Here is a 12,729-nt window from a genome sequence, read left to right on the forward strand (position 1 = left end):
CCGGAAGAGGAAGCCCTGCCGTGACCCTCGAAGTCACCCTGACCGCCGAGCAGTGCTGGCAGCCCGTGCCCGGAGGCTCCGGCACCTACGTCGTCGAGCTCGCCCGCGGACTGGCCGACGTCCAGGGGGTCCGGGCCACCGCGCTCGTCGCCGCCCACCGTGGGCGCGAGGCTCATGACGGCCGGGTCGCCGCGCCGGTGCGCCGGGCCCCGCTGCCCCGCCGCCTGCTCTACCCCGCGTGGAACCACCTCCGCCTTCCCCGTGCCGAGTGGGTGGTCCGCGGCAGCGACGTCGTGCACGCCACCACGTGGGCCGTGCCGCCCACCGCGCGGCCGCTGGTGGTGACGGTCCACGACCTAGCGTTCCTCCGGTCGCCTGAGCACTTCACCACGCATGGGAACGCGTTCTTCACCCGTGCCCTCGACCGGGTGCGCAGTGAGGCCGACCTGATCGTCGTCCCGTCGCAGGCCACCGCCGACGACTGCCTCGCGGCAGGGCTGCCGCGGGACCGTGTCAGGGTCGTCCCGCACGGCGTGCGCATCCTCCCCGCCACGTCCGACGAGGTCGCCGCGTTCCGGCGCCAGCACGATCTCCGTCGTGACTACGTGATGTGGTGCGGGACTGTCGAGCCGAGGAAGAACCTCCCCGTGCTGCTCGAGGCCTATGCCCTCGCCGCGGCACGCGGCCTGGACGCCGACCTGGTGCTCGTGGGTCCTCGCGGCTGGGGCGATGCCACCACAGGGCTCGGCGCCGGCGAGGGGACGGCCCCGGGCGTCCGGTACCTGGGGCGGCTCGACGACGTCGACCTCCATCGGGCATTTGCCGGGGCCCGCGCGTTCTGCTTCCCGTCCCTCTGGGAGGGGTTCGGGATGCCCGTCCTCGAGGCCATGGCGCACGGCGTCCCGGTCGTCACCTCACGGGGGACGTCGATGGAGGAGATCACCGCTGGCGCCGCGCTGCTCGCCGACCCCCACGACCCGGAGGAGCTCGCCGAGCAGCTCCTGGCCGCCTGCGGCGACGCGCATGACGACCTCGCCTCGACCGCGTTGTCGCGGTCCGGCCAATTCACGTGGTCGGCCGCGGCCGAGGCCACGGCCGCCGTCTATCGCGAGGCGGCGGGGGGCTAAGAGCGCCCCTCTATACTCGGCGCGTGCCCCCCGAAGACGCCACCCACCGGCATGCGTCCGGGACCCCCGCCACTGCCGCGGTCATCACGGCGTTCCGGCCGGGCACGGAGCTCGCCGAGGCGGCGCGGGCAGCAGCCCGCCAATGCGTTCGCGTGATCGTCGTCGACAACACACCCGCAGGTGAGAGCGGAGCCGACGCCGTGCTGGGAGACATGCCCGGCGTGACGCTGCTGCGCGACGGCGCCAACCGAGGGCTCGCGGCCGCGCTCAACCGCGGCGTCGCCGAGGCCTCGGGAGCCGACGCCCTCTTGCTGCTCGACCAGGACTCGACGGTGCCCGACGGGCTCGTCAGCCGCCTGTGGGCGTCGCTCGAGCAGGATGAGCGGATCGCCATCGCCGCTCCCGCGCCCTGGGACTCGGACGCACAGCGGTTCCTCGATCCGCGCACCCGGGCCCGCGCCGAGGTGGCGGACCTGGACGTCGTGATCACCTCGGGGATGCTGCTGCGGCGCAGCGCGGCGGATGAGCTCGGCGCCTTCCGAGAGGACTTCTTCGTCGACGGGGTAGACCAGGACTACTGCCTGCGCGCACGACGTGCCGGGTGGCGCATCGTGCAGGACCGACGGGTCCTGCTGCCGCACTCCCTGGGCGACACACAGTGGCACGGGATCGGCTTCCTCCGCGTGCGCGCGTCTCACCACCCGACGTGGCGCCTGTACTGGATGGCGCGCAACGGCGTCGTCCTCATCCGTGAGAACCTCCGGCACAGGCCCCGCTGGGCTATGACCTCGATAGCGCTCCTCGCCTACTGGGCGGCAGCCGTCGCCGCCTTCGAGCCGCCCCGCGCCGCTCGACTCTCAGCCATCCGAGCGGGTGTGCGCGACGGCATGCGCGGCGGCCTCGACGCGCGTTTCGCCCCCGAAGCGAAGCGATGACCGCGCCCACCGTCAGCTCGTCCGGCTACGCGCGCGATGCCCTGCTCGCCGCCGCGAGCCGCATGGCCCCGCTGGGCGTCCAGCTCGCGTCAACGCCCTTCCTGCTGGCCAACCTCAGCCCGGGCGCCTTCGCCGCGTGGACGCTCACGATGACGACCATCAACCTCTTCCTCAGCGCGGACCTCGGCGTCGTGGGCATCATGCAGCGCTACCACGGCATCGCCCTCGGGCGGGGCGACACCGCTCTGGGCGGGCGCATCACCGCGACGGTGCTCGCGGTGCTCGGCACGATCCTCGTCGTCCTCGCGATCGCCGGGCCGTGGATCTCCGACGCGATCCTGCACGTCGTGAACCTGCCCGCGGGCGCCGCCGACGAGGCTGGCCTGCTGTTCCGCCACGCGGGGGTCCTCGCCGCGCTGCAGCTCACCGCGCTGGCCTTGAGCAGCTATCTTGCCGCGCACTCCCGGTTCCTCGCAGTGGCCGCCGCCTCCCTCATCGCGAGGACGGCCCTCGCCGGGTGCATCGTCCTGGCCGTCGTCACCGGGGCCGGGCTGCGGGGCCTGCTGCTCGCCGCCTACGCCGACGCGGTCGTCGCCCTGGTCATCACCGCGTTCCTGTGCCGCAAGCACCTCGTCGGCGAGGTCCGCGGCCTGGCCCGTTCCACCGAGCTGTCCGAGTTGTGGGCGTACTCGTGGCGCAACCAGGCCAGCGCGTTCGGCTTCATCGCCCAGCGCGAACTCGACGTCCTGATGGCGGCCGTCCTCCTACCGACCGTTGCCCTCGTGAGCGTGTCCGCCGTCGCACCGCTCGCAGCGGCCGTCTCGCTCGCTCCGGCCGTCCTGCTGACACCGCTGTTCACGCGCCTGAGCGTCCGCGCTGGGGAGTCGCTGCCAGCGGCGGCGGCCGAGGCTGGATCCGCCGAACGGTCATGGTGGTCGCTGCTCCTGCCGTTCGGCGCGCTCGTCGTCGTGATCCTCCCGTTCGCCTCAGCCGCATGGCTCGGGCCCGAGGTGGAGGATGTCGTCCCCCTGACCGCACTGCTGTCCGCGGGCTTCGTCCTGTCGCTCGCCGGATCCGTCCGCGGGATGGCCGCCCGCGCGGTCGGGTCGCCGGGACTCGAGACGCGCGCCTATGTCGTGCTCGTCGCCACCAAGATCATCGTCGGGACGGTTCTCACCCTCGTCTTCGGCGTGTACGGGCTGGCCGCCGCGACGCTCATCGCCGCGGCGTCGTTCCTGATCTCGCTCACGCACGCGACGCGCAAGCGGCAGATCATTGGGCGGACACCGTTGCCGCCAGCCCGCCTGGCCATCGGCACTGCGCTGCTCGCGCTCCTCTGCGGCGCGGCTGCCGCGACCGTCCACCAGATGATCGACGGGCGCCTCGCGCAACTGTCCCTGCTGGTCGTGATCGCACTCGTCGGCGCGCTCGGCGCGTTCTGGGTGTATCGATCCTCGGAGCAGCCGCATGCGCCATGATCCACACGTGTCCGGAGACGGACCCCCGAGAGAGGGCACGATGAGAGAGTCGATCGTTCGCCGGTTCGCCGCAGCACGGGATGGACGCCTGGGCACTCCCCGCGCCACCTTCTGGCTGAGCTTCGTCATCCTCTTCGTGATCACCGCGATGTGGTCTTTCGCGAACCCGCTGATGGGCGTCGTGGACGAGGGCTCGCACACGGTCAAGGCCGCGGCCAGCGCACGGCTGCAGTTCACCGGCGACGAGGAGGGGCTGCCGTCGGGCAACGGCACCTTCCGCGTCCCTGAGCTCTACGACCAGGCCCTGACGCTCCCCAACTGCTTCGCGTTCAGCCCGGACACGTCAGCGCAGTGCCAGCAGGACCTCGACGGAGACCTGGCGGCCGTCACCGACGTCCCGACCTCGGCGGCCCGCTACAACCCGATCTACTACGCGATCGTCGGCATCCCGAGCCTCTTCCCCACTGGCGAGGCGACGCTGTACCTCATGCGCCTCGCTAGCGGCCTGCTCTCCGCGGCACTGCTGGCGTCGGCGTTCCGCGCCGTGGTGGAGATGCGGCGCCGCTCGTGGCTGATGCTGGGCCTGATGCTGACGATCACCCCGACCGTCCTCAACCTCGCCAGTGCGATCAACCCGCAGAGCGTGGAGATCGCCGGGGCCATCGGACTGTGGGTCTCGCTGCTCGCTCTGGTGCGCGCTCCCGATCCCGACCTGCTGCATCGGCGCCTCATCCGTCTGACGGTCCTGTCCGTCCTGTTCGTGAACTCGCGCGCGTTGAGCCCGTTCTTCCTGGCGGTGATCGTCGCCACGGTGGTCCTGTCCGCGCCTTGGTCGAATGTGAAGGCGGTGGTGACCGACCGGCGCAGCTGGCCGTACCTGTCGATCGCGTTCGTGGGGACGTTGGCCGCCGTGGTGTGGATCCGCGCGGTGGGCGGCCTCTCCAACTCCGGCGAGATCCTCTACCCGGAGCTCACCCCCACGCGCGTGGTCGGGGACACCCTGCAGCAGACCGCCTACTACTTCGAGAGCCTCGTGGGCGTGTTCGGGTGGCTCGACTCGCGCATGCCGCAATGGAGCTACCTCCTCTTCGCGGCGGTGCTCGGCGTGATGGTCGTGATCGGATGGACGCTCGCCGACCGGCGCAACAAGCTGGTGCTCCTCGGCCTAGGCGGCGTCACCCTCCTGCTCCCGGCAGTGCTGCAGGCCTCGCAGGCGCCGTACGTCGGCATCGTGTGGCAGGGGCGCTACATCGCGCCGCTCGCCGTGGGGATAGTGATCCTGGCGGCGTTCAGCGCGCGCGACGGTCAGCTGGGCGTCCCAGAGCGCTTCGCGCGCAGCCTGGTCGGGACCGTCGGCATCCTGCTGGTGGTGGGCCACATCGCCGCGTACACGGCGAACCTCCACCGCTTCGTCAACGGCGCCGGGTCCTCGTGGTTGCGCCTCAACAGCGAGTCGTGGAGCCCGCCGATCCACCCGGGCGTCCTCCTCGGCCTCTGCGCGCTGGCGTGGGCGGCCCTCGCGTGGTTCGCCTGGTCCATGTGCGTCGAGCGCCGAACGGATGAGCTGCCGGAAGCTCGTGACCCACGCCCAGCCATTGAGTCGGCCGTGCCCGGCGATTCGCTGCCCAGTCAGGCCGTGCCCAGCCGCTAATGTCGCTGGCGAGCCGAACCCGGCTCGCTGAATCGCGAAGAGGACTGCGTGCGCCCCCGACTACTGTTCCCGATCATCCTGGCGGTCGTGGCCGCCCTCGTGGCGGGCGGGCTGATCGTCGCCTCCCGCACCGGCGGCGACGCGGGAACTGAGGCTGGCGCGGGTGGACAGGAGAGCCCCTCGGCCACTGGCTCCCCGCTCCCCTCCGCAACAGTCTCGGCGACGCCCTCGCCCACCAGCTCCCCGGTGACGCCCCCTTCGGAGCTGCCAGCGGGGGTCCCCACCTCCGACCAGGCCCCCACGGCGCCCGTCAACCCCGCTGCCGTCGAGGTCAGCATCACGTTCGCGCAGTGGTCCGCGTCCTCAGGCGCCGTCGAGGTCGCGGGATTCGCAGCCATCGCCCCTGAGCCAGCGGGGACCTGCACCGTGCGGCTCGCGCGCGGGGCCGACGAGGTCGTCGTGTCGACCGAGGCCGTGCCCGCCGCGACCACGATGTCCTGCGGGACCGTCTCGGTCCCCGGCGGCAAGGTCGCGCGGGGGTCCTGGACGGCGACGTTGACGTATGAGTCCGCCACCGGGACCGGCACATCGCCGCAGACCACGATCGAGGTTCCCTGATGACTGTCCCCGCCACGCGATCGATGCGCCTCGCCCTGGCCACGCTCTGCACGGCCGTGCTCCTGACGGTCATCCAGCTGATGTCCCCGTCGGGGGCCTCGGACGCGCGCGCAGCCGACCTCAGCGGGTTCAACCCCGGCTTCATCATCAGCGACACGACGTTCTACGACACCGCCACGATGGGCGCCGCCGACATCCAGGGGTTCCTCGACACGCGCGGAGCGGGGTGCAAGCCCGGCTCCGATGGCACACCGTGCCTCAAGGACTACGCGCAGGACACCACCTCGCGGAGCGCCGACTCCCGATGCACGCGTCCATACCAGGGCGCCGCCGGTGAGCGTGCGAGCACGATCATCTACAACGTCGCCCAGGCGTGCGGCATCAGCCCGCGGGTGCTCCTCGTCATGCTGCAGAAGGAGCAGGGCCTGGTCACCGCCTCCGGGAACGCGCTCTACGCGAACCGCTACCGGAGCGCCATGGGGTACGGCTGCCCTGACACTGCCGCCTGCGACACGAAGTACTACGGGTTCTTCAACCAGGTGTACTCGGCGGCATGGCAGCTCAAGAGCTACGCCGTCAACCCCAACGGCTTCGGCCACCGCGCCGGCATCGTCAACAACGTCCGCTTCCACCCCAACGCCGCGTGCGGGTCCGCGCCCGTCATGATTCACAACCAGGCGACGGCCAGCCTGTACAACTACACGCCGTACCAACCGAACGCGGCGGCGCTAGCCGCCGGATACGGCACCGGTGACTCGTGCTCCTCCTACGGGAACCGCAACTTCTGGAGCTACTTCACCGACTGGTTCGGGTCGACCACCGCCGGGGGGAACCCCCTCGGCTCGATCGACCAACTCGCCGGCACGGACTCTGGGCTCACCGTCAGCGGCTGGGCGCTGGACCTCGACGTCCCGACCACTGCCGTGCCGGTGCACGTCTACGTGGACGGCGTCGGCCACGCGATCACGGCCAACCAGACCCGGGCGGACATCGGCGCGAAGTACCCCGGCGCCGGGAACCAGCATGGTTTCCAGGCAAACATCCCGGTGGCCAACGGCCAGCACACGGTGTGCGTCTACGCGATCACCCCCCCGGTGGGGCCGAACCCCGCCCTCGGCTGCCAGACGGTGACAGTGCAAGCGCCGCAGGCCAACCCGCCGGTCGGGGTGATCGACTCGCTCACCGGCGCGAACGGCGCCATCAACGCCAAGGGCTGGGCCTTCGACTGGGACACCACCGCGCCGATCCCGGTGCACATGTACGTCGACGGCGTCGGCTACGCCTTCAACGCCGACCTGCCCTCCCCCGCCGTCAACGGCACATTCCCCACCGTCGGCCCCAACCACGCCTACGACCTGACCGTCGCCGCCACACCCGGCACCCACCAGGTCTGCCTCTACGCCATCAATCTCCCCTCCGGGCCCAACACGATCCTGGGCTGCCGCACGGTCACCGTCGCCTCCACCCAGTCGCAGGCCCCGGTCGGCGTGATCGACTCGCTCACCGGCGCGAACGGCACGATCAACGCCAAGGGCTGGGCCTTCGACTGGGACACCACCGCGCCGATCCCCGTGCACATGTACGTCGACGGCGTCGGCTACGCCTTCAACGCCGACCTGCCCTCCCCCGCCGTCAACGGCACATTCCCCACCGTCGGCCCGAACCACGCCTACGACCTGACCGTCGCCGCCACACCCGGCACCCACCAGGTCTGCCTCTACGCCATCAACCTCCCCTCCGGGCCCAACACGATCCTGGGCTGCCGCACGGTCACCGTCGCCTCCACCCAGTCGCAGGCCCCGGTCGGCGTGATCGACTCGCTCACCGGCGCGAACGGCGCCATCAACGCCAAGGGCTGGGCCTTCGACTGGGACACCACAGCCCCGATCCCGGTGCACATGTACGTCGACGGCGTCGGCTACGCCTTCAACGCCGACCTGCCCTCCCCCGCCGTCAACGACACGTTCCCCACCGTCGGCCCCAACCACGCCTACGACCTGACCGTCGCCGCCACACCCGGCACCCACCAGGTCTGCCTCTACGCCATCAACCTCCCCTCCGGGCCCAACACCGTCCTCGGCTGCCGCACGGTCACCGTCAACTGAGGCTCGCGGGCTCCCGGTCGCCAGTCACGACCGGGAGCTCGCAGCTGACCAGCCGGGGCCGGCGATCTGGGGGCGGAGGTGGCTGCTGTCGACCACACAGCCCGAGCTTGGGCGACGTGGGGACCACGCAGCGTGTGGCAAGGGGAGCGCCCGCGCCAGGCAGGAGCCAGTACGTGAGCGCGCAGGCACGCGAGGCCTCCGCCCGCGCGAGAAGGAGGGCATCTCCTGCTCGACGACCCGGAGGCCTCGCTTTCACGCCCGTTGAGGCAGTGGGCTACACCGCTCGGACTGGCTCGTCGAGCGTCATCTCGTGGTCGGACGGCTCTGCAGGGTCCGATGCGGATCGCCGGCGTCGTGCCATGACCACCATCGTCACCGAGGCTCCCATGAGCAGGACCGTCCCCGTGAGGAACGCGGCGCCGGCAGCGCTTTGGTGAGGCGTCGCATACTCGAGATCGACGATCCAGTCGCCAGCCGGAAGATCTGTGAGGACGAGCCCAGCGGCGCCCATCCGAGGCTCCACTACCCGGCAGTTGTCCGCGCTGGCGCCGACCTCACATGCCTCGATGGACCACCCCGGGTAATACGCCTCGTTGAACAGCACTGACGTGCTCGATGCCGCAGTGACCCGGTAGCTGAGATCCCCCACGTCGTAGGCGTCCGGCAGGATGACGAGCCCTTCGCCGCAGGCCCCAGAGTCCGCGCACTCCTCGACGGCAGACGGCGCCGGGAGCTCATCGTCCGCGCCCACCTCGATGCCCAGCCCGGGCGCCTCGTACAGCGCGGTCGTCTCCTCGGCGGTGTCCGGATTGGCGAGCGCCGCGAGGGCCGCTTCGAAAGCCGGCTGGCCCTTGAGGTTGACGTACCCTCCCACTGCGTCCTGGCGGTGGTAGAAGGACGAGTTCCAGTTGACCGCCCCAGCCGAGACCGGAAGCTCATCGAGAGCGATGCGTGCGGGTCGCTGCGTCGAGGAGAGCTCGAGCTCGGCGCCATCCTCGATCAGCTCGTCGGACGTCTCACCCCAGACCGCTGTCTCGAGGGCGGCCCGCTCGGTGCGCCATGACGCGGTGATCGCATACGCCCAGGAGATTCCCGACAGCGCCCCCAGGACTGTCAGCACCGCGACCCATCGGCGCAGGTCCCCGCGGTTGGCGTGCCATCGGGCCCGGCCGAACCCGCCCAGCAACGCCACGACGGCGGCCGAGGCGGCGAGCAGCGTCCACGGCTCGACCCAGCGTGCGACCTGGTAGTTGGCGCGCTCGGCGACGGCCAGGGCGAGCAGCACCATCCCCAGCAGCGCGGCGCTCCCCCAGGGATGCGCCCAGCGGCGACGCGAGGGCTCCTCCGCGCGGGCCCGCGCGAGCGCGCGGGAGATCCCCGCCATGGCAGCGACCACCACGACGAGCAGGAGGTAGACGCGGAAGTCGGCCATGCGGAATCGGCTGAGGTCGAGCCCGGGAAGGGCCTCGAGCGCCGAGTACCACGGCATGAACGGCATGCCGAGGGCCAGCACCACTCCGCCGGCCACGGCGCAGACCCGTACGAGCGGGTCGCGCCAGCGCACGAGGGCGAGCGCCGCCCAGCACGCCGCCGGCAGGAAGAACGCCCGCATCGAGGGGTCGTTCGGCAACCCGACGAGGTCGTAGGGGAAAATCGTGGTGCCGACCATGCGCCAGTCGAAGATCGACTCGTCCACCCCTGTCGGCGATCCCGTGCCCCGCAGGCCGATCGCCGTCAGGTACTTCGGCGCCGACAGCAGGAGGGCTCCCAGGCCCGCCACACACAACGGGAGCAGGAAGTCCCGAATCCTCGGCCGGCGCACGATCTGCGCGGTCACCACCCAGGCGATCCCGCAGTAGGCTCCCGCGACGATGACTCCGGGGTAGCTCCCCGCCAACGCCTGCCAGATCACCACGGCAGCAACCGGGATCCCCCACCAGCGCTTCCAGGCCCAGGTCGGCGACAGGACTGCGATCACCCACGGCGCCCACGCGGCTCCTCGGACGATGTCCGGGTGCAGGGCGTTCGTGTAGAAGCTGGCAGCGAAGAAGTAGGTCACCAGGCCGAACATCGTCGCGGAGCGCGCGAGCCCCCAACGCCGGCCGAGGACGTACACCCCGAGCGCGCCGAAGGCGACGTGCAGCGCCTGCAGTGCCGCGGCAGCGTGGATGGAGTAGGGGGTGATCGCGGCGAAGATGCCAATCGGCAGGTACCACGAGCCGTTCTGGATCGAGATCGCCGCGGGGAAGCCGCCCCACGAGTACGGCATCCATTGAGCTGGGCTCAGCAGCGAGCCGTCGCGCCACCAGGCAAGCGGCTCGTTGTTGTACGACCCGATGAAGTCATCCGGCGCCGGGACCACGTTGCCGGTGAAGTAGTGCCAGAACATCAGCAGTTCCAACACCACGAGCACGGCGGCGACCAAGGCGACCTCACGGGCGCGTGCCCCGGTCAGCGCTCGACCGAGCCTGCTGCGCCGCATCGCGTCCCAGCGCAGGATCATGAGGGCTGGTCGGCGCTCTGCCGCGTGGGGGTCAATCCTCGCGCCTCGAGGAAGGTCTCGTAGTCGCGGATGTAGTCGTCTGAGTCATACGGCAGCGAGGCGAAGACCCCGAGCACCGCGTTGGCGCTGTATCGGTACTGGGTCCCCCACACCATCGCCGGCATGTACAGGCCGAGGTCCGGCCGGTCGAGGACGACCTCCTGGCGCTGGACGCCGTCATCGACCACGCAGGTGACCGATCCGCTCAAACTGACGAGGAACTGCTCGCACTTGCGATGGGCATGCGCCCCCCGCACGTCGCGGGTGGGCACGTCGAAGACAGTGAAGTAGCGCGCGGGCCGGAACGGGAGCTCGTCGTCCAGCTCGGTGGAGACGAGGGAGCCCCGCAGGTCGTCGGCACGTCGCAGAGCGACCGTCGCAGCCCCGGCTATCAGGCTCTGGGGCATGGCCGGGACCTGGGCGGCACGGGGCGCCTCGGCACTGGGCCCGTAGCCGATGATGCGCGCCGGGTTCCCCACCACCACGGCGTTCGCCGGGACGTCCTTTGTCACCACAGCCCCCGCGCCCACCATCGCGCCTCGTCCCACGTGGATTCCGGGAAGGATGACGGCCCCGCCCCCCAGCGACGCCCCCTGGTCGATGCGCGTCGTCGGGAACGACTCGGGGTACTGCCTGCTGCGGGGGAACCGGTCGTTGGTGAACGTCACGTTGGGCCCGACGAACACGTCGTCCGCGAGCCGGATGCCGTCCCACAGCTGGACACCGCTCTTGATCGTGACGCGATCGCCGACGACGACGTCGTTCTCGATGAACACGTGGTCGCAGATGTTGCAGTCGGCGCCGATCACAGCCCCCGCGAGGACGTGGGCGAAAGCCCACACCCGAGTACCGCGCCCGACGCTCGCCGTCTCGCAGACACCCAGCTCATGCACGAAGAAGTCGGTCACGACGTCATCCCCTCTTGCTGTCGGACCGCCTGTCCAGGCGCCGTCCGTCGAACGATCAGAAGCCCGCCCAGGAAGGTCAAGGGCGCGGTGACCAGCACGACAAGCCCCGAGTATCCCGGTGGCAAGCCCTGGCCGACGGCGACAGCGAGGACCCCCAGGCCCACGACGTAGACGCCGATGTACATGGCCACATATTGCAGGATCTGCGCGCGCGCCATCTCGACGCGGTAGACGAAACGCCCGGCCATGAACGTCGAGAACAGGATTCCGAGGGCGAACACCACGGTGTAGGCCAACCCCGGGGCGATGACGAGGGAGAGGAGCGACAACAGCACACCGGTCACCAGCGTGTTGGCGCCGCCCACCACGCCGAACCGCAACGCGGATCCCAGCAGCGCCCGCATCTCAGTCGAGCGCACGTGCGAAGACCTTGTTGCTCATCACGATGGAGGACGGCCGCCGCTTGCTGTTCTCATAGGTGCGCCAGACGTACGAGCCCACCACCCCCAGGCCGTACAGGAGCGTGAAGGTCGACAGCAAGATGGTCAGCATCAGCGGCGCGTAGCCGCTGACGGCGATCCGGTCTGCCGCCCATCCGACGAAGACGATGACGCTCGCGAGGATCGTCAGCACCATCCCCCCGGCGCCGATGCCGGTGAGGACCGAGATGGGCAGGTCCGTGAAGGAGAACACCGAGTCCAGCAGGTAGCGGATCCGCCGGTGCATCGTCCACCCGCTCTTCCCGTGCTCGCGCTTCGAGCGCGAGTAGGGCGCCTCGGCCCTGCGGTACCCCACCCAGTACAGCAGCCCCACCAGGCTCGAGTGCGACTCGTCGAGCGCGAGCAGCTGTCGGGCGACATCCCGGGTGCAGCCGAACACGTCGACGCCGCCTCGAGGGATCTCGGGCTCGATCAGCTTGCGGTAGAGGTTCCAGAAGCTCCGCGACATGAACGACGAGAGCGCGGGGTCCTCACGTGACTCGCGCCGGCCGACGACCACATCGAACTCGCCCGTGTCCAGCGTCTCGAAGAAGGTCAGCATGAGCTCCGGCGGCTCCTGCAGATCCGCCGCCATCACCCCGATGAACTCACCGCGGGCGGCTGCCAGGCCGGTGCGGATCGCGGCGAACGACCCGAAGTTCCGCGAGTGGTAGATCAGCTGTGAGTCGATCGTCGATGCGGGGAGCACCTTCTCGAGGACCAACGCCGACCGATCAGGCGAGCTGTCGATGACGAACACCACCTCGAGCCGGCCGTCCAGCTGGAGGGAGATCTCCTCGAGCCGCCGGGTGACGCTCTCGACAGTGCCCTCGTTCCCGTAGACCGGGACGACGACCGAGTACTTGATGTCTTCGGTGGAGGACAC

The 12,729-nt window shown here is 70.6% G+C and carries 10 protein-coding genes; 6 read left to right on the forward strand and 4 right to left on the reverse strand.

All coding sequences use genetic code 11. The features are described 5' to 3' along the window. Nucleotides 1-20 precede the first annotated feature (20 nt). Genes BN3788_RS04730 through BN3788_RS04755 form a run of 6 tightly spaced genes read left to right on the forward strand, consistent with a single transcriptional unit; the run spans nt 21 to nt 7,914 of the window. Nucleotides 21-1,127, forward strand: coding sequence for a glycosyltransferase family 4 protein (locus BN3788_RS04730; RefSeq protein ID WP_066582660.1), 1,107 nt, complete (start codon nt 21-23; stop codon nt 1,125-1,127). A gap of 23 nt (nt 1,128-1,150) precedes the next feature. After that, nucleotides 1,151-2,062 (forward strand): glycosyltransferase, encoded by a 912-nt coding sequence (locus tag BN3788_RS04735; RefSeq protein WP_159066851.1) that lies wholly within the window; start codon nt 1,151-1,153, stop codon nt 2,060-2,062. Then, a complete protein-coding gene (locus BN3788_RS04740) occupies nt 2,059-3,540 on the forward strand; it encodes an MATE family efflux transporter (protein WP_066582662.1) in 1,482 nt (493 codons plus the stop codon). The genes BN3788_RS04735 and BN3788_RS04740 overlap by 4 nt, the downstream gene beginning before the upstream one ends. A gap of 40 nt (nt 3,541-3,580) precedes the next feature. Next, on the forward strand, nt 3,581-5,191 hold the full coding sequence (locus tag BN3788_RS04745; protein WP_066582663.1) for a DUF2142 domain-containing protein: 1,611 nt from the start codon (nt 3,581-3,583) through the stop codon (nt 5,189-5,191). Between the two features lie 48 nt (nt 5,192-5,239). Further along, on the forward strand, nt 5,240-5,809 hold the full coding sequence (locus BN3788_RS04750; protein WP_066582664.1) for a hypothetical protein: 570 nt from the start codon (nt 5,240-5,242) through the stop codon (nt 5,807-5,809). Next, the gene (locus tag BN3788_RS04755) at nt 5,809-7,914 is read left to right on the forward strand and encodes a hypothetical protein (protein ID WP_066582665.1); all 2,106 of its coding nucleotides are present in this window, start codon (nt 5,809-5,811) and stop codon (nt 7,912-7,914) included. Before BN3788_RS04750 ends, BN3788_RS04755 begins: the two co-directional genes overlap by 1 nt. 274 nt (nt 7,915-8,188) lie before the next feature. On the opposite strand, the gene BN3788_RS04760 is transcribed toward BN3788_RS04755, so the two are convergent. From BN3788_RS04760 to BN3788_RS04775, 4 genes are read right to left on the reverse strand one after another with little or no spacing between them, the layout of a single operon-like run. Continuing rightward, nucleotides 8,189-10,417, reverse strand: coding sequence for a hypothetical protein (locus tag BN3788_RS04760; RefSeq protein ID WP_066582666.1), 2,229 nt, complete (start codon nt 10,415-10,417; stop codon nt 8,189-8,191). After that, nucleotides 10,414-11,364, reverse strand: coding sequence for a WxcM-like domain-containing protein (locus tag BN3788_RS20045; RefSeq protein WP_066582667.1), 951 nt, complete (start codon nt 11,362-11,364; stop codon nt 10,414-10,416). Before BN3788_RS20045 ends, BN3788_RS04760 begins: the two co-directional genes overlap by 4 nt. Further along, nucleotides 11,361-11,783 carry a GtrA family protein gene (locus tag BN3788_RS04770; protein ID WP_147525055.1) on the reverse strand — a complete coding sequence of 141 codons (423 nt, stop codon included), beginning with the start codon at nt 11,781-11,783 and terminating at the stop codon, nt 11,361-11,363. The genes BN3788_RS20045 and BN3788_RS04770 overlap by 4 nt, the downstream gene beginning before the upstream one ends. After that, nucleotides 11,770-12,729 (reverse strand): glycosyltransferase family 2 protein, encoded by a 960-nt coding sequence (locus BN3788_RS04775; protein ID WP_234346479.1) that lies wholly within the window; start codon nt 12,727-12,729, stop codon nt 11,770-11,772. The genes BN3788_RS04770 and BN3788_RS04775 overlap by 14 nt, the downstream gene beginning before the upstream one ends.

Source organism: Cellulomonas timonensis (genome assembly GCF_900046455.1).
Lineage (GTDB): Bacteria > Actinomycetota > Actinomycetes > Actinomycetales > Cellulomonadaceae > Cellulomonas_A > Cellulomonas_A timonensis.